Consider the following 17,867-nt stretch of genomic DNA (forward strand, 5'->3'; position numbering starts at 1 on the left):
AACTCATACCAATTGCGGGGCCGTGGCGCGCATCAACTGCGCCTCACCCAGTATTGCGATCAGAACGTCAACATGGCGCGCAGGCCGATAGTTGGCCGACTGATCGGTGCGCAAGGCGTCAATCTCGGCTTCAATATCAAGCAATTGCATGATCGCGTGACCATGCCGGGGCAGGGTGTCGGACTGCAGAATGCGCCGCAAATGTATGCTGCGGCGATAGTCATCAACGCCAAAACGGGCGGCGCGGGCCAGCAGGGTTGGGCGGCTCAGGGTGGCAATACGCGTGTGTAGATCAAGCATGTGTCAATGTTCCATTACATCAGTAAGAGTCGACACAACATGACACAACCCAGACGGGTGTTGCGGAATCGCCATGAGATAAGAACGCTCTGGTTAGACTTGTTTATCTTTTGGAAAGAATGGTTGACGGGCAAATTGTACGGTTAACTACTAAGTAACTATGCACGCTCCGGTAGTATTTCGTCATGTCGTGGGGGGATGTGAAGGCTGCCTGATGCGTTCGGTTATTTCGGCAAAAGGATGAGTTACTATGACAGCACCACAAGGGCGAACTGCTTCGCCTGATCTCCCACGTTGGGTTCCGGATGCAGCCCGCCACTATCTTGTTCACACAGAAACTGGCCTTTCGATACGCGCACTTGCGCGGGCCAGCGACTGTCACCCGTCAACGGTTCTGCGGCAGGTACGTCGTTTTGAAGGACGCCGCGATGATCCGCTGATTGATGCGGCATTGCGGGCGTTGTCTGCGCAGGTCTCTGCGCGCGATATTTTAAAAAAGGGGAATATGAAGACCATGAATATGCAGTGCGTAAAGAGTGAAATTCACCAGCCAGCCGGCTTGACACAAACGCGGATTGACCAGGAAGCAAAGCGGATATTGCGCCGTTTATGCGAACAAGGTGCCGTGTTGGCTGTCGCCCGCGAAATGGAAACAGCCGTGGTGGTGCGTGTCACGCCTGAGGGCGAGCAGGTGCGCACCGGTGTTGTGGAACGCGAGATCGCGCAGGCGATGGCATTGAAAGACTGGATCACATGCCCCGAACCGGACGGGCGCATTGCACGCTATTTCATCACAAATACTGGCCGCGCAGCCTTGCGCCGCCTGACGGCCGAGGACGAAAACCGGGCCAGCGGCTTTGCCGAGCGCAGCCTTGATGCGGATGGTGATGCCGGTTGGGACATTGCCGCAATCGAAGGTGGCAATCGTCCCACCTACCGCGCTTATGCCACCGAAAGCCCATTGGTGGGGTTGTCCCGTCGCAAGGATCGCGATGGCAAACCGTTTCTGCCCCGCGATCTGGTCGCCGTGGGCGAGCGCTTGCGCGAAGACTATGAATTGGTCGAGGTTGGCATGAGCGCCAATGACGGATGGGAAGGTTTCATGGCGGGCGAAACGCTGGATGCCGTGAAAGACGGACCCAAAGGGGCCGTTGCAGCACATGGCCGGATAAAGGATGCTTTGGCCGAACTGGGGCCAGGCTTGGGTGATGTGGTGCTACGGTGCTGCTGTTTGCTGGAAGGGTTAGAACAGACAGAAAAGAAAATGGGCTGGTCGGCGCGGTCCGGCAAGATCGTGTTGCGGATCGCCTTGCAGCGGCTCAAACGCCACTATGAAGAAACGCAAGGACGCTATGGGCCGATGATCGGGTAAACGCGCGGCCATGCACGGGGTGCAGTCCCGTCATGCGCTAACCCCAGAACATTGGACAAATGCGGGGGGCGACGTTAGGTAACTGGCAACAAGACCGGAGCCTGATATGCCCACACGCGATCTGAAAATTCCTGCACAGCGCCACCCTGAAAAGCAGCGCCGCCCGGATGCACCCCAGCCGAAGAAACCGGATTGGATCAGGGTAAAAGCGCCGGTGTCGGAAGGATATAAGAAAACCCGCGATATCATGCGCGACAATAAATTGGTCACGGTCTGCGAAGAGGCAGGCTGTCCCAACGTCGGCGAATGCTGGTCACAAGGCCATGCGACAATGATGATCATGGGCGAGGTTTGCACGCGGGCCTGCACCTTCTGCAACATCGCGACGGGCAAACCGCCAGAGGCGTTGGATGTGTTTGAACCGGGCCGCGTGGCGGATGCGGTGAAAAAACTGGGCCTGAAGCATGTCGTTATCACATCCGTGGACCGCGATGATATCGAGGATGGCGGGGCAGAGCACTTTGCCCAGACCATTCGCGCGGTACGACGCCAGTCGCCCGATACGACCATCGAAATCCTGACACCTGATTTTATTCGCTGTGATCCCAAAGTATTAGAGGTCGTTGTTGAAGCCCGTCCTGACGTGTTCAATCACAATCTTGAAACCGTACCGGGCCTTTATCCAGAGGTGCGCCCGGGGGCGCGTTACTTCCATTCATTGCGTCTTTTGCAGCGAGTGAAAGAGCTTGATCCGACAATGTTTACAAAATCCGGCATCATGGTGGGATTGGGCGAGGACAAACAGGCCGTCACCCAAGTCATGGAAGACATGCGGGCCGCTGACATCGACTTTCTGACGATTGGTCAGTACCTGCAACCAACGCCAAAGCACCATAAGGTGGATCGGTTTGTGACCCCGGAAGAGTTCAAGACCTATGAAAAGGCGGCCTATAACAAGGGCTTCCTGATGGTCTCGGCGACACCGTTGACCCGATCATCTTACCATGCCGGTGATGATTTCGCACAGCTGCGTGCGGCGCGCCAAAAGAAGCTGGGGCTGGCCTAGCGTCCGCGCCGCAGATCGTTCGGCGTCAACCACTCTGGCCATCCCCAGAGTCGTTCAATGCCGAATAAAACAAGGCAAACCAGCAAAATGCCCGCCACAAATCTGATCTTTGCAGGTGAGGGTGGGTTTTGCGCCCATCGCTTTGCCCTGAGAAGCCAGCGCGGGTTCATGCCTTTTCAACAAATCGGACTTTGCCGATAAAGCCCAGGTTCCGGTTGCGCTGCGCAAAATCAATCCCGTAGCCCACGACAAACTCATCAGGGATTTCAAAGCCGGTCCAATCGGCCTTCAAATCCACTTCGCGCCGCGCAGGTTTATCCAGCAAAGCGATGGTTTTCATGCGTGCAGGTTTGCGCGACCCCAGAAACTTGGTGACATGGGCAAGGGTGTGACCTGTATCGACGATATCTTCGACAATCAGCACATCACGCCCTTCGATCTGGCCGCGTAAGTCTTTGAGAATGCGCACTTCTCGTGTGCTTTCCATGCCGTCCCCGTAAGATGACGCCTCAAGAAAATCGACCTCGACGGGCAGGTCCAGTTCACGCACCAGATCGGCAATAAACACGAAGGATCCGCGCAACAGGCCAACAACGACAAGTTTGTCGGTATCGGCGAACTCAGTGCGGATCTCTCTTGCCAAATCTTCGATCCGGGCGGCAATGGCTTTGGCGCTGATCATTTCGTCGATCACGTAGTCTTGGTGCGGCATAGGGGCCTCAGTTTGGGGAAATGGGTTGATTTTCACCGCCAAGTTTACGACATCCTGTGCCGAAGTCACCCGTGAAAGCCCCGGTATGCCAAGTCATTTTGAGACCAAGTTTCTACCTTATACAGCCCAGCAAATGTATGACCTTGTGGCAGATGTGGCGAACTACCCGAAATTTCTACCGTGGACGGCAGCAGCCCGTGTGCGCAGTGTCACGGACAAAGGTGATCACGCTGAAATGCTGGCCGATTTGGTGATATCCTTCAAAGTGTTCCGCGAAAAATTTGGCAGCCGTGTCACACTTTGGCCGGAGGCCATGAAGATCGACACAGAGTATCTGGATGGGCCGATCCGGCATCTGGAAAGCCAATGGAACTTCAAGGATGTGGAAGGCGGATGCGAGGTATCATTCGAGGTTGATTTCGAATTCCGCAGCCGTTTGTTGCAAGGGGCTGCGGGGATGTTCTTTAACGAAGCGATGCAGCGGGTGGTGCGGTCGTTCGAGCGGCGGGCAAACGAACTTTATGCATAAGCATTCACGCCGCATCCGGTCACTGTCGCCGGAGCCTCCGGCGGGGTCTTTCAGGCAAGATGATAATATATGGCCTTCCCCGAAGCGTGGTTTGCCGGGGGAAGGCGCATCGGTTTTAGCTGTTGAACTCGTAGGCGCGTTCACCATGAACAGCGAGGTCCAAACCTGTGGTCTCGGTCTCATCATCCACCCGCAACGACGTCACCGCCTTGCAGATAAAGATCAGCGCGATGGTGACAACAATCGTGTAGATGCCGACAATCACAAGGCCACCCAACTGCGCCGCCCAAGTGCCCGCCCCGAAGACGGCGATCATGATGGTGCCAAAGATGCCACCGACGCCGTGTACCGCGAAGACATCCAATGTGTCGTCAATCTTGAACGTGGTGCGGATCAGATTGACCGCCTCTTGGCACAGGATGCCCGCGACAGAGCCGATGATCAGCGCTTCAACCGGGCCAACAAAGCCGGACGCTGGCGTGATCGACGCCAGACCCGCGATTGTGCCTGTCACCATACCAACGAGGGATGCTTTGCCGAACTTCACGCGTTCCCACAACGCCCAAGTCAGCGAAGCGGCAGCGGCAGAGATATGTGTGACCGTAATCGCCATTGCCGCCCCGCCATCAGCCGCCAGTTGTGATCCACCGTTAAAGCCGAACCAGCCAACCCACAGCATTGCGGCACCAATCATGACCATGCCGGGGTTATGGGGTGGTTTCGATGGATCGCGACGCGATCCAAGGAAGATCGCAAGGATGAGTGCCGCAAGACCTGCGGTTTCATGCACAACGATCCCACCTGCAAAGTCGCGCACGCCCACAACACCAAAGATACCGCCATCCGCAAGCATGCCACCGCCCCATACCCAGTGAACGACTGGCGCATAGCACAGCAGCATCCACAAAGAAGAGAACAGCAGCACAAAGCCAAACCCGATCCGTTCGACGTAAGCACCGACGATCAGGGCAGGGGTGATGATCGCAAAGGTCATCTGGAATGCAAAGAACAACACCTCGGGCAGGGTGCCTGACAGCGTGTCAGCGGTGATCCCCGACAGAAACATCTTGTCCAAGCCGCCCCAATACCCGCTGGTCCCGGACCCAAATGCGATGGAATAGCCAAAGGCAAACCACAGCAGGCTCATCAAACAGGCGATGGCGTAGCAGTGCATGAACACGCTCAGCACGTTGCGTGCGCGCACCAACCCGCCGTAAAACAGCGCCAGTCCCGGCAGTGTCATGAATAAAACAAGCGCCGTGGCCACGATGATCCACGCAGTATCCGCTCCGTTCATTGTCCCCTCCTTCAGGTCTTTTTGTGAAGGGCGTTAGGGCGGATTTGGGCTGCTTGTTAAATGTGCAAACGCAACAGGGATGGCTGAAAATGAGGGCGATTTGCGATGTGCTTAATAATTCAGCGAAAAATACCGTAGATGTCTACGAATTGCGCGTCATTGAATCGACGGCTTTCAAAAATAGCGCAAGCCCATGATCCCGCGCCGCAGCGCGTACCGCATCACGGCCCAGCGCCCCGAACTCGACCGTTTCCGTGGTGACAGTTGCGCCTGTTGCAAGGCCAAAACACACCCGACCTTCGGGCTTATGGTCTGACCCGCCTGGCCCAGCGATGCCGGTGATGGCCACAGCGATGTCAGCGTCGGAGTTGCGCAGCGCGCCTGCCGCCATTTCTGCCGCGACCTGTTCGGATACCGCACCATAAGCATCAAGCGTGGTCGACTGAACGCCCAGCATCTGCATTTTGGCGGCATTGGTGTAAGTCACGAATGCTCGGTCAAAGATCGCGGAACTTCCCGGCACATCGGTGATTGCAGCGCTAAGCATGCCGCCGGTGCAGCTTTCTGCGGTAGCAAGCATGACGGCCTTAGCTTTCGCCTTATTCAGAAGGGTTTTTGCATTCATATCAGCACGATGTGATACAGTACGGCGAGCAGGGCAACGCCGATGGCTGCAAAGACCCCCGCGATGACATCATCCAGCATCACACCTGTGGGTCCATGCAGCCGGTCTGCCCAACCAACCGGCCCCCATTTGGTGATATCAAAAAGCCGGAACAAGGCGAAGGCGGCGATCCAGCCGGGCCAAAGAGCGAGGATATCAACATCCTGCCGGGCGGCGCCGAAAGCGAGCGGTAATAGCGCGATCCACTGGCCGCAGACCTCATCAATCACGATCTCTGAGGGGTCGTGATTGTCCTTGCCTTTGGTTTCGATACCCGTCGCCCAGACGCCGAAAGCGTAGGACAAGACGATCCCACCGATGAGCCCCCAAGGGCCAAAGAGCGTGTAAACCAGCCAACCGGCGGGCAGGGCGGCCAGTGACCCCCATGTGCCGGGGGCCGGCCTTATGTGGCCCACGTAAAAGAAGGTGGCGATCAGATGCGTCATGCTTTGATCAACGTCACTGTGGCGAGAGAGGCAATGCCTTCTTCGCGGCCGGTAAAGCCCAGTTTTTCAGACGTCGTCGCTTTGACGCTAATTCGGTCGCTTTCAAGGCCCATATACGCGCCCATCACGGCTTTCATGGCGTCCTGATGCGGGCCGATCTTGGGGTGCTCGCAAACCAGCGTGCAGTCGACGTTGCTGATACCGAAGCCCTCGGATTGGGCAAGGTCCACCGCATGCTTGAGGAAGATATGGCTTTCTGCCCCTTTCCACTGAGGATCGGAGGGTGGGAAGTGTTGGCCAATGTCGCCTTTGCCCAGCGCGCCATAAATCGCATCCGTCACCGCATGCATACCGACATCGGCGTCAGAATGCCCCAGCAGGCTGCTTGTGTGGGGGATTTGCACGCCGCAAAGCCACACATGATCGCCCGGCCCAAAACGGTGCACATCATAGCCATTGCCTACGCGGATATCCATTGTGTGTCCCATCAGTTTGGCGGCCCGGGCAAAATCCGCGGGCGACGTGATTTTTATATTGTCTTCATCGCCCGCCACGACAGCAACGTCCAGTCCCGCTGCACGCGCCACTGCAACATCATCGGTTTCTTGCCCGGTGCTGGCTGCATGCGCGGCGACGAGCGGCGCGAGGTGGAAGCCTTGCGGGGTTTGGGCGCGAAAAAGGCCCTCACGATCCTGCACACCACCGACCGTCCCGGCCGTTCCTTGCCAAAGTGTGTCGGTCACCGCAACGGCAGGGGCGGCCCCTGTGTGCGTCTTAAGCGCATCAAGCACCCGATCAATCAGCGCAGTGCTTACCAAGGGGCGGGCCGCGTCGTGGATCAGAACAGTGACGACCCCGTCGGCGACCGCATTCAGCCCCGCCTGCACCGATGCCGCGCGGGTTGCGCCGCCAGCAACTACGGTTGCTGCTGGCTCGCGCGGCCAAAGATCGGTTTCGATATCATCAGGGTGCAGTACCAGAATAAGCTGCGTGATTGCAGGGTGTGCCGCAAAACGCGTCATCGCGTGGGCCGCCACGGGCAAGCCGCCAAGTGCTTGCCATTGTTTAGGAATATCACCACCAGCGCGTGTTCCACGCCCGGCGGCGACAATGATCGCCGCTGTTGTCATTTCGGGTCCGTTGTCATTTGTCACAGGTGTAGGGTGCCGCGCGGCGCGACGCAATTCGTCAGTTTATCGGGCATACTGCACAATAATTAGGCAAATGCTGATTAATCGGGAGTGAAACCCCGGTGTTTCGTTGAGACAGGGATGGTTTGGCCCTAAATCATTGAGAGCGCATAACAGTTAAGCGAACGATTATTCCTTTGGCACAAACCGAATCCTTGGTTCTTGACGATGTGGTTTTGACGCCACCGGTCGCACTTGCCCCTTTGGCCGGCATCACAGACCTGCCGTTTCGGCAGTTGGTGGCGTCGTTTGGCGCGGGCTGGGTTGTCAGCGAAATGGTCGCAAGTCAGGAAATGGTGCAAGCCAAACCGGGCGTGCGCGAACGGGCCGAACTTGGCTATGATCAGGCCGGGACAGCGGTGCAGATCGCCGGACGCGAGGCCTATTGGATGGCAGAGGCCGCGCGCATGGCTGCCGGCAACGGTGCCGCGATCATCGACATCAATATGGGCTGCCCTGCCAAGAAGGTGACGAACGGCTATTCCGGCTCTGCTTTGTTGCGCACGCCTGATCACGCGCTAAGCCTGATTGAAGCGGTTGTTGATGCCGTTGATGTGCCAGTGACGCTGAAAACACGGCTTGGTTGGGATGATGACAGCCTAAACGCTGCGGATGTGGCGAAACGGGCTGAGGATGCGGGTATCAAGCTGGTCACGATCCACGGACGCACCCGTTGTCAGTTCTACAAAGGTTCGGCTGATTGGGCCGCGATCCATCGGATCAAGGATGCGGTGACCATACCCGTCATCGCGAATGGCGACATCGTGGATGCAAAAACGGCGCGGCAGGCCTTGGCACTGTCAGGCGCTGATGGCGTTATGATCGGTCGCGGCGCGCAAGGGCGGCCTTGGGTGCTGGCGCAGGTGTCAGCGGCATTGCATGGCACCGCCGCCCCGATGATCCCGCAAGGGGCAGGACTTATCGACATGGTTTGCCTCCATTATGAGGCGATGCTGTCTTTTTACGGGGCCGAATTGGGCCGCAAAGTGTCGCGCAAGCATCTGGGTTGGTACATGGATGATGCGGGCACAGGGCCTGCACTGCGCAAAGCGATCCTGACACACGCCAACCCGCGGGACGTTCTGCGGGACCTGCCTGACGCTTTGAACATGCAGGTGGCGGCATGATTTTGGGACAGGCGCTTTGGTCATCCTTGCCGGTGCCGTCCCTGATGCTGGACGGCGACGACGTCATCACCATGAGCAATCCGGCGGCAGAGAGCTTTCTGAACCTGTCGTCCAAGGCGTTGGTCGGCGAAAAGCTGTGGGAAAAGGTTATGATTGATGCGCCGTTGGAGGCGCCGTTCAGCCGCGCGCGTGAAAACCGCACGTCGCTTTTCGTGAATGACGTCGATGTCGGCAGCGGTGAACGCGCGCCGATGTTGTGCAACATCCAGTTTGCGCCGTTGCAGGGCACAGATGACACGATGATCGTGATGATCAGCCCGCGCGAGATTGCAAGCCGGATCAACCAGAACCACTCGTCAGGCAAAGCCGCGAAGTCCGCGATCGGCATGGCCGAAATGCTGGCGCATGAGATCAAGAACCCGCTGGCGGGGATTACAGGGGCGGCCCAATTGTTGTCGATGGGGCTAAGCCCGGATGATCAGGAAATGACTGATTTGATCGTCGAGGAAAGCCGCCGGATCGTCAAACTGCTTGAGCAGGTCGAGCAATTCGGCAATCTGCGCAAACCAGTGCTGAAGCCGGTCAATATCCACGATATCCTTGACCGCGCGCGCCAATCTGCGGCCGTGGGCTTTGGTGCGCATATGCTGTTTGTCGAAGACTATGATCCGTCCTTGCCGCAAACGCTGGCAGACGGTGATCAGCTATTGCAGGTGTTCCTCAACCTTTTGAAGAATGCGTCCGAGGCCAGCAAAGATGCTGGAACAATCCGCTTGCACACGTTCTATGACACGTCTCTCAGGGTTCATCGCTCGGACGGAACGCATGCGCGTCTGCCTTTGCAGGTTGAGATTATTGATGATGGTCCCGGCCTGCCGCGCGAGATCGCAGACGACATTTTCGAACCCTTCGTGTCAGGCAAGGAAAATGGCACCGGGCTCGGATTGGCCTTGGTGTCCAAGCTGATCGGCGATGCCGGGGGCTGGATATCAGTGGACAGTGTACCGGGACGCACGGTGTTTCGACTGTCACTGCCGGTCGTGCCGAAAGACTATGAAACAGGAGAAGATTGATGGACGGGACCGTACTTGTTGCCGATGATGACCGCACGATCCGAACGGTATTGACCCAGGCGCTGACCCGTGCCGGGTGCAAGGTGCATGCCACATCTTCGCTTGTGACGCTGATGCGTTGGGTGGATGAGGGCAAGGGCGATCTTGTTATCTCTGATGTGGTTATGCCGGACGGGAACGGGCTTGAACAGTTGCCAAGCATCGCCGAGGCGCGCCCCGGTTTGCCTGTGATCGTGATTTCCGCGCAAAACACGATCATGACGGCCATTCAGGCCGCAGAAGCCGACGCGTACGACTACCTTCCCAAGCCATTTGATTTACCTGATCTGATGAAACGTGCGGCGCGCGCGCTTGAGGTGAAACGCCGGGCACCGGTCACACGGACCCCGGATATCAATGCGACAGAGCAGGGTGGTGATCTGCCGCTTGTCGGGCGCACCCCTGTGATGCAATCACTCTATCGTTTGGTTGCGCGGGTCATGAATACGCAATTGCCGGTATTGATCACGGGTGAAAGCGGCACAGGCAAATCGCTGATCGCACGCGCTGTCCATGACTTTTCGGATCGGCGCAGTTTGCCGTTTATCGTGGTTTCAGCGCCCGATCTGGAAGGGATGGACGGACCCTCAACCGTGCTAAGCCGTGCCAAGGGCGGGTCGATCCTGTTTGATGAGGTCAGTGATCTGTCCGAGCAGGCGCAGGCGCGGATCGTGCGGATGCTTGATAGTCTTGGTGACAATGCGCCGCGCATCATGGCGACGTCACAATCTGATCTGATGGCGCGGATGGAAGACGGTGAGTTCCGCGAAGATCTGTTTTACCGGCTGGGCGGCGTGACGGTTGATGTGCCGTCTTTGCGCGAACGCGTCGATGATATTCCGCTGTTGGCCGCGCACTTCCTGGCGCGGGCCGAACGAGAGGGCGCACCATTGCGCCGCTTTGGTGATGCGGCCCTTGATCTGGTGCGTGCCTACAGCTGGCCGGGCAACGTGCGGCAGTTGGAAAATGCGGTGCGTCGTCTGGTCTTTACCGCCGCGGAAGAAGAAATCACGCGACCTGAGGTCGAAATGGTGCTGGGCAATCAGCCCGCGATTGAGCCTTTGCGATCCGGTGGCGAGGGCGAAAAACTCAGCGCCAGCGTTGGCAAGCACCTGCGCCGTTACTTTGATCTGCACGGGGGTGTTTTGCCACCGCCGGGCCTCTATAATCGAATCCTCAAAGAGGTTGAGGGCCCATTGATCGAAATTGCACTGGATGCGACAGGTGGAAATCAGGCGAAATGCGCTGATTTACTTGGGATAAATCGCAATACGCTGCGCAAGAAGATCACAGACCTCGATATCCGCGTGACACGCCGCCGTAAGTTGATGTAAAACCGCAACAGAACCGTGGCACTGCTACGTCAGCGTAGCAGAAAAACCACAGCGATTGGCGGTATCGTGAGGGCAACCTCACCACAATAACAGGGCTTTGCGCGTGCGGCGTACCCTCATGGGACTAGATGTAACGCGATTGAACCGCTGGTTTCGCCAGCGGCATGTGCAAAGTGCGTTCACGATGGGCCTTGTGTTGGCCGCACCTGTGCTGGCGTTGCTGACTTATATCGTGGTCGGTCCGTTGGATCGGGGCGCATCATCGACATCACTGCGTTTGGTTCTGCTGATGGACCTGATCTATGTCCTGATCGTGGCGGCGTTGGTGATGCGGCTTGTGGCGCGAATGGTCTCAGCGCGCCGGGCCAAATCTGCCGGATCACAGCTTAGCCTGCGCCTGACGGGTGTTTTTGCACTATCAGCCTTGGTGCCAATCGTTCTGGTCGCAGTGTTCTCGGTCACGCTGATCTCAATCGCACTGGATGGTTTGTTTTCAGAACCGGTAGGGAATGTTCTGCGGACCTCACTGACGACAGCACAGGCCTATGAAGAGGAACACCGGCGCGAACTGACGCGCGACGGGCGCAGTTTGGCCAGCTTTTTGAACCGGCAACGGCAGGCCAATCTGTTCATGGATGATGGTGAGTTGCGCCGGGTGTTGGGCGGCGTGCAGGCGCGGATTGAACGCGGCCTGACCGAGGCCTTTGTGATCGACGGGTTGGGAACGATTGCGGCCCGCGGGCTCAGGTCATATGAATTTGGATATGAACGACCGTCGCCCGCGGATTTCACGCGGGCGGAACAAAACGGTCTGGCGATCATTCAGGACTTTGCCAACAACGAATTTCGCGCACTGATCCCTTTGACGGCGTTTCGGGATCGTTACCTTTATGTGACGCGTCCGGTGGATGGTAACGTGTTGTCTTTGTTGGATGACACCACCGAAACAGTGGCGCAGTATGAGGAGTTGCAAAATGAACGCGGGCAACTTCTGTTTCAATTTGGCCTGCTTTACCTTGGCTTTGCGGTTGTCTTGATCCTTGGTGCCATCTGGGGCGGGTTATGGTTTGCTGAACGGCTGTCGCGCCCCGTGGGGCGCTTGGTTTCGGCCTCGCAGCGTGTCGGCTCTGGCGATCTGGATGTGCGTGTGATCGAGGACGATGGCGAAGATGAGATTTCGCAACTCGGTCATTACTTTAACCAGATGACCAGCCGCCTGAAAGGGCAGCGTGATCAGCTGATTGAAACCAACAAGGCAACCGAGCGGCGCGGGCGCCTGTTTGACTCTGTGCTTTCCTCCGTGACGTCGGGCGTTGTCGGGCTTGATGCCGGGGGGCGCGTGACCTTTGTGAACCCATCAGCCCGTGGTTTGCTGTCTGTCGGCGCACACCCCGAAGAAACCGCTATTTCGGTCGCAATCCCAGAGTTTGCAGATCTCTTTGGTAAGGTCTGCGAATCTGACAATGAAAGTGTGCAGGAACAGATTAATCTGATCCGCAAAGGCCAGCAGGAAAGTTTGCTGGTGCGTATGGCGCAACGCCGCAACGTGGATGGGACGCTGGAAGGCTATGTTGTCGCCTTTGATGATGTGACCGATCTGGTCAGCGCGCAACGGATGGCCGCATGGGGTGATGTGGCGCGCCGGATCGCGCATGAGATCAAGAACCCGCTGACCCCGATCCAATTGTCGGCAGAAAGGATCAAGCGCAAGTTTCACTCTCAGGTGGGGCATGACTCTGATAAGCTTGAACAGATGACGGATGTTATTGTACGTCAAACCAATGACTTACGCCGCATTGTTGATGAGTTTTCCAAGTTCGCGCGGATGCCCGAACCAGAGCTGCACCTGAATGATCTGACGCAACTGGTGCATGACGCGCTGTCATTGCAGATCGTCGGTCAGCCCGAGGTGCATTTCGCCGCTAGCATCCCTGATGAAGCCGTGTTGGTGGATATGGATGACACGATGATTGGGCAGGCTTTGACCAATCTGTTAAAGAACGCGGGCGAGGCGACGGAAACCTATATCAAACGTCACGCGCCAGAGGGTTACCGGCCCGAAATCCAACTGCGTCTGTCTTATGATCCACAAAGCGTGACGATTAAAATCTCGGACAATGGGATTGGCTTGCCTGAGGACCGCGCGCGGTTGTTTGAGCCGTATGTCACAACACGTGGCGAAGGGACCGGCCTTGGCCTGCCCATCGTCAAGAAAATTGTCGAAGAACACGGCGGTACGCTCATCCTGACCGATGCCGCCCCTTTCGCAGGCTACGACCACGCCGGGGCCTGCGCCATCATCCAATTGCCTGCCGCGACGCAAGCCGCCCGGGCACCAAAAATTCCAGCATGAGGTAACACATGGGCGATATTCTGATCACAGACGATGAACGCGACATCCGCGAACTCATCTCGGAAATCCTGATAGATGAAGGGTTTACGACCCGGCTTGCCGGCACATCTGACGAATGCATGGCGCAGATCGCGGCAGAGCAGCCCGCGCTGATGATCCTGGATATTTGGCTGAAAGACAGCAATATGGACGGGATTGATATCCTCAAATCCGTGAAGCGCGATCACCCTGATGTGCCGATTGTCATTATCTCGGGCCACGGCAACATTGAAATTGCCGTCGCCGCGATCAAGCAGGGTGCTTACGATTTCATCGAAAAGCCGTTCAACATTGACCAATTGCTGGTGGTTATCCGGCGCGCGATGGAAACCTCGCGCCTGCGCCGCGAGAATGTTGAGTTGAAACGTGGTGAAACCCATAGCGCCGAGATGCTGGGCGACAGTGCAGCCTTTCGCATGTTGAAATCACAGCTTGATAAGGTCACGAAATCCAATGGCCGGGTCATGCTGACCGGTCCCGCCGGGGCGGGCAAGGAAATCTCTGCGCGTTATATTCATGCCAATTCAAACCGCGCCTCGGCCCCGTTTGTAACGGTCAACTCGGCCTCGATTGAGCCTGACCGCATGGAAGAAGTGCTGTTTGGCCGCGAAGATAGCGGGCGCGGCGTTGAACCGGGCTTGCTGGAAGAGGCAAATGGCGGGATCGTCTATTTCGATGAAATCGCGGATATGCCTCTGGGCACACAATCCAAGATCCTGCGTGTGCTGGTTGAACAACGGTTTCAACGCGTGGGCGGCGGTGACAAAATTCAGGTTGATCTGCGCGTGATTTCCAGCACCAACCGTGACCTGCCCGCCGCGATTGAGGCCGGGACATTCCGCGAAGAACTGTATCACCGTCTGAACGTTGTGCCGATTGCCGTGCCTTCTTTGGAAGAGCGGCGCGAGGATATCCCGTTGCTGGCAGAGCACTTCATCGAGGCCTGCAATAAGGCGCAGGGTCTGCCGTTGCGCAAACTGGCCGAAGATGCGCGCGCCTTGCTGCAAACGATGCTGTGGCCGGGCAATGTGCGTCAGTTGAAAAACGTTGTCGAACGCGTTCTTATTCTTGGCGAAAATAGCGGTGATATCACCGCAAAAGAGCTGCCAACCAGTGAAGAAGGTGGCGGTGAAGAAGGCCGTATCGTCTTGGCGGGTGGGCTTGCAACTTTGCCGCTGCGCGAGGCGCGCGAGCTATTTGAACGTGAGTATCTGCTGACCCAGATTAACCGCTTTGGTGGAAACATCAGCCGGACGGCATCATTTGTGGGCATGGAACGCTCGGCCTTGCACCGCAAACTGAAATCACTGGGGGTCGTCACCACCAATAAGGCAGGCGGACGTGTCGCTTATGTCGAGGACGACGTCGAATGAAGGTCATTATCTGTGGCGCAGGGCAGGTTGGTTGGCAAATCGCCCGCCATTTGTCGGGCGAAAACAACGATGTGACCGTCGTTGACAACAACCCTGAACTGGTGCGCCGCGCAACGGACACACTGGATGTTCAGGGGGTTGCCGGCAATGCCAGCTATCCCGATGTGCTGGACCGCGCCGGGGCGTCAGATGCCGATATGGTCATCGCTGCGACCTACTCGGACGAGGTCAATATGGTCACCTGCCAGGTGGCACATTCGGTTTTTTCAGTTCAACGCAAGATCGCGCGTCTTCGGGCGCAGAACTATCTCGATCCGGCATATGCGGACCTGTATCGCCGCAATCATTTGCCGATTGACGTCGTGATTTCGCCCGAGCGCGAGGTGGCAGAGGCAGCTTTGCAACGGCTTGCGGCCCCGGCGGCTTTTGACACAGAGAGTTTTCTGGAGGGGCGTGCGCAGCTTTTGGGCATCACCATTGATGAACACTGCCCAGTGATCAACACGCCGCTGCGCCAACTGACGGACCTCTTTTCGACCCTGCGCGCGGTTGTCGTTGGTATCCGCCGGGAAGGCGCGCTTTTTGTGCCTTCTGCCGGCGACCAAATTTTCCCGCAGGACGAATGTTACATCTTTACCGATAATCAAGATATGACGCGCACGTTGGAGATTTTCGGTAAAACGCAATCAAAACAAGAACGTATTGTTATCATTGGTGGCGGCAATGTCGGCCTTGGCGTGGCACAGGCGTTGGAGGCGCGCACAGAACGCGTGCGCGTCAAGATGATCGAAAACCGCCGTGAATGCGCCGAACGTGCGGCTGATGCGCTTGACCGTACGATTGTGCTGAATGGCGACGGTCTGGACAGCGCGCTGCTTGAAGAGGCGAATATCGCGACAGCAGATGCGGTTCTGGTCGTCACCGACGACGACAAGACGAATTTGCTGGCCGCGGTCCGCGCCAAGGAAATGGGCTGTCCGATGGCGATTTCTTTGATCAACGATCCCACGTTGATCCCCCTGATGGGCCCGCTGAATATTGATGCCTACATCAACCCGCGTGCAACAACCGTCAGTTCGATCCTGCGCCATATCCGGCATGGCCGGGTCCGTGGTGTCTATTCGATTGGCGACGCTGAGGCCGAAGTCATCGAAGCGCAGGTGCTGGGCACTTCGCCGATCGCAGGCCAGAAAGTGAAAGACATCGATTTCCCCGAAGGCGTTTTGATCGGCGCGGTCATGCAGCAGGGCAAAATCGTGCGCCCAACAGGTGAGACGCGTATCGAGGAGGGCAATGTGATTGCAATCTTTGCAATGTCCGATGACGTGCCCGAAGTGGAACGCCTATTGCAGGTCTCGATAGACTTCTTCTGATGGGTTGGATCGTCCGCCTGCCATTCTTTGTGATCCTGATGGGTCTGGGCGCGATTGCGATGATCGTGCCTGCGACGCATGCGGCGGTCATGGAGGATTTCATGACAATGCGGGTCTTCTTTTACGGATTCATCCTGTTTTCGATCCTGACGTTGATGATTGGCTTGGCAACCGCAGGGTATGAACCTCGCAGTGTCGCGCGCAGCCAGTTGGTGGCACTATTGGCGGCCTTCAGTGCTTTGCCCATCATGTTCGCAATCCCGTTTCATGCGGCGGTTGGTAACACGACGTTCCTGAACGCCTGGTTTGAAATGGTGTCCAGTTTCACCACCACAGGGGCTACGGTCTATGACACGGCAGGGCGATTAACCCCGTCGCAGCACCTTTGGCGCGGGCTTGTAGGGTGGCTGGGCGGACTGCTGGTTTGGGTGACGGCGGTGTCGATCTTTGCGCCGATGAACCTTGGCGGATTTGAGGTGCGCGCGACCGGCAATGCAGGCAAAGGGGCGGCAGGTCGGTTTTCTCAGATCGCGCATATTGCCGATCCGTCCGAGCGTTTGGTGCGCTACACGCTGACACTCACGCCGATTTATGTTGGGCTTACGGGGCTGTTGTGGATCGGCCTCGTGATTGCAGGCGAATTTCCCTACATCGCGCTGGTTCATGCGATGTCCACGTTGTCGACATCGGGCATTTCACCGATTGGCGGGCTATATTTTGCCGCTTCGCGGTTCTGGGGTGAGGTGCTGATTTTTTGTTTCTTCGTCTTTGCCCTGTCACGGTTGACCTTCAGCCGTGGTTTGATTGGTGAACGCGACCAAGGATTGCGCCGCGACCCTGAATTCATCACTGCACTGGTCCTTATTGGAACCGTGACATCAGCGCTTTTCCTGCGCCACTTTATCGGTGCTGCCGACGGGGTCGAACCTGCAAACCTGCAAGAAAGTGCGGCAGCCTTGTGGGGCGCGCTGTTCACGGTGACATCTTTTCTGACGACCACAGGGTTCGAGTCCCATTTTTGGGATGGTGCTGCGGAATGGTCTGGGCTGACCACACCGGGCCTTTTCCTGATTGGCATGGCCCTCATCGGCGGCGGCGTTGCCACCACGGCAGGCGGGGTGAAGCTGTTGCGTATCTACGCGCTCTATCGGCACGGCGAACGCGAGCAGGAACGTCTGCTGCATCCGTCCTCAATTGGTGGCGGGGGCAAGGATGCGCGGCGGATCCGTAAGCAGGGGGCCTATATCTCTTGGGTGTTTTTCATGCTGTTCGCTCTCAGCATTGCCGCTGTCATGTTGATGCTGTCCCTGACCGGCGTACAGTTCGAAACCTCGATGGTATTGGCGGTATCAGCGCTTTCAACAACTGGGCCGTTGGCAGCGGTAGCGGCAGAAACGCCGATTGCCTATTCAGGGATTCCAGATGCCGCCAAGGTCATTTTAGCCTTTGCAATGGTGTTGGGGCGGCTTGAAACACTGGCGATTATCGCGCTCTTCAATCCGGAAATCTGGCAGCGCTAAGCACCTCATTTGAATTGTGTTTTTGGGGTGGAAAGTCCTGATCACCCACGACATACTGTT

General features: G+C 57.3%; 16 protein-coding genes. 10 read left to right on the plus strand and 6 right to left on the minus strand.

The window, feature by feature from the left end; all coding sequences use genetic code 11:
- Positions 1-3: 3 nt before the first annotated feature.
- The gene (locus tag MWU60_RS02455; RefSeq protein ID WP_247225457.1) at positions 4-300 is read right to left on the minus strand and encodes a DUF6477 family protein; all 297 of its coding nucleotides are present in this window, start codon (positions 298-300) and stop codon (positions 4-6) included.
- A 250-nt stretch (positions 301-550) separates the two neighbouring features.
- Here MWU60_RS02455 and MWU60_RS02460 point away from each other — a divergent pair, with 250 nt between their 5' ends.
- Complete coding sequence (locus MWU60_RS02460; protein WP_247225458.1) at positions 551-1,672, plus strand: DUF6456 domain-containing protein; 1,122 nt, start codon at positions 551-553, stop codon at positions 1,670-1,672.
- Positions 1,673-1,778: 106 nt separating this feature from the next.
- On the plus strand, positions 1,779-2,738 hold the full coding sequence (gene lipA / locus MWU60_RS02465) for a lipoyl synthase (RefSeq protein WP_247225459.1): 960 nt from the start codon (positions 1,779-1,781) through the stop codon (positions 2,736-2,738).
- A gap of 166 nt (positions 2,739-2,904) precedes the next feature.
- Here the strand turns inward: lipA and hpt are convergent, their stop codons facing one another.
- On the minus strand, positions 2,905-3,450 hold the full coding sequence (gene hpt / locus MWU60_RS02470; RefSeq protein ID WP_247225460.1) for a hypoxanthine phosphoribosyltransferase: 546 nt from the start codon (positions 3,448-3,450) through the stop codon (positions 2,905-2,907).
- 85 nt (positions 3,451-3,535) lie between these two features.
- On the opposite strand from hpt, the gene MWU60_RS02475 reads away from it, so the two are divergent.
- Positions 3,536-3,979, plus strand: a complete 444-nt coding sequence (locus tag MWU60_RS02475; RefSeq protein WP_247226155.1) for a type II toxin-antitoxin system RatA family toxin — start codon at positions 3,536-3,538, stop codon at positions 3,977-3,979.
- A 115-nt stretch (positions 3,980-4,094) separates the two neighbouring features.
- Here MWU60_RS02475 and MWU60_RS02480 read toward each other — a convergent pair whose 3' ends face one another.
- The 4 genes from MWU60_RS02480 to MWU60_RS02495 all read right to left on the minus strand — a co-directional run bounded on the left by MWU60_RS02480 (position 4,095) and on the right by MWU60_RS02495 (position 7,516).
- Entirely contained in the window at positions 4,095-5,276 is a 1,182-nt protein-coding gene (locus tag MWU60_RS02480; protein ID WP_247225461.1) for an ammonium transporter, read from the minus strand.
- 142 nt (positions 5,277-5,418) lie between these two features.
- Positions 5,419-5,901, minus strand: coding sequence for a CinA family protein (locus MWU60_RS02485; RefSeq protein ID WP_247225462.1), 483 nt, complete (start codon positions 5,899-5,901; stop codon positions 5,419-5,421).
- On the minus strand, positions 5,898-6,386 hold the full coding sequence (locus MWU60_RS02490; RefSeq protein WP_247225463.1) for a phosphatidylglycerophosphatase A: 489 nt from the start codon (positions 6,384-6,386) through the stop codon (positions 5,898-5,900). The genes MWU60_RS02485 and MWU60_RS02490 overlap by 4 nt, the downstream gene beginning before the upstream one ends.
- On the minus strand, positions 6,383-7,516 hold the full coding sequence (locus tag MWU60_RS02495; RefSeq protein ID WP_247226156.1) for a bifunctional 2-C-methyl-D-erythritol 4-phosphate cytidylyltransferase/2-C-methyl-D-erythritol 2,4-cyclodiphosphate synthase: 1,134 nt from the start codon (positions 7,514-7,516) through the stop codon (positions 6,383-6,385). The genes MWU60_RS02490 and MWU60_RS02495 overlap by 4 nt, the downstream gene beginning before the upstream one ends.
- Before the next feature lie 197 nt (positions 7,517-7,713).
- On the opposite strand from MWU60_RS02495, the gene dusB reads away from it, so the two are divergent.
- From dusB to MWU60_RS02530, 7 genes are all read left to right on the plus strand, one after another.
- Entirely contained in the window at positions 7,714-8,703 is a 990-nt protein-coding gene (dusB, locus tag MWU60_RS02500) for a tRNA dihydrouridine synthase DusB (RefSeq protein WP_247225464.1), read from the plus strand.
- Positions 8,700-9,776 (plus strand): ATP-binding protein, encoded by a 1,077-nt coding sequence (locus MWU60_RS02505; protein ID WP_247225465.1) that lies wholly within the window; start codon positions 8,700-8,702, stop codon positions 9,774-9,776. The genes dusB and MWU60_RS02505 overlap by 4 nt, the downstream gene beginning before the upstream one ends.
- Positions 9,776-11,149 (plus strand): response regulator, encoded by a 1,374-nt coding sequence (locus MWU60_RS02510; protein WP_247225466.1) that lies wholly within the window; start codon positions 9,776-9,778, stop codon positions 11,147-11,149. Before MWU60_RS02505 ends, MWU60_RS02510 begins: the two co-directional genes overlap by 1 nt.
- A 118-nt stretch (positions 11,150-11,267) precedes the next feature.
- Positions 11,268-13,502 carry a PAS domain-containing sensor histidine kinase gene (locus MWU60_RS02515; protein ID WP_247225467.1) on the plus strand — a complete coding sequence of 745 codons (2,235 nt, stop codon included), beginning with the start codon at positions 11,268-11,270 and terminating at the stop codon, positions 13,500-13,502.
- Between the two features lie 8 nt (positions 13,503-13,510).
- A complete protein-coding gene (locus MWU60_RS02520) occupies positions 13,511-14,914 on the plus strand; it encodes a sigma-54 dependent transcriptional regulator (RefSeq protein ID WP_247225468.1) in 1,404 nt (467 codons plus the stop codon).
- Positions 14,911-16,287, plus strand: coding sequence for a Trk system potassium transporter TrkA (gene trkA / locus MWU60_RS02525; RefSeq protein WP_247225469.1), 1,377 nt, complete (start codon positions 14,911-14,913; stop codon positions 16,285-16,287). Before MWU60_RS02520 ends, trkA begins: the two co-directional genes overlap by 4 nt.
- Positions 16,287-17,807 carry a potassium transporter TrkG gene (locus MWU60_RS02530; RefSeq protein WP_247225470.1) on the plus strand — a complete coding sequence of 507 codons (1,521 nt, stop codon included), beginning with the start codon at positions 16,287-16,289 and terminating at the stop codon, positions 17,805-17,807. Before trkA ends, MWU60_RS02530 begins: the two co-directional genes overlap by 1 nt.
- Positions 17,808-17,867 lie beyond the last annotated feature (60 nt).

Source organism: Yoonia sp. F2084L, from assembly GCF_023015625.1.
In the GTDB taxonomy this organism is placed as follows: domain Bacteria; phylum Pseudomonadota; class Alphaproteobacteria; order Rhodobacterales; family Rhodobacteraceae; genus Yoonia.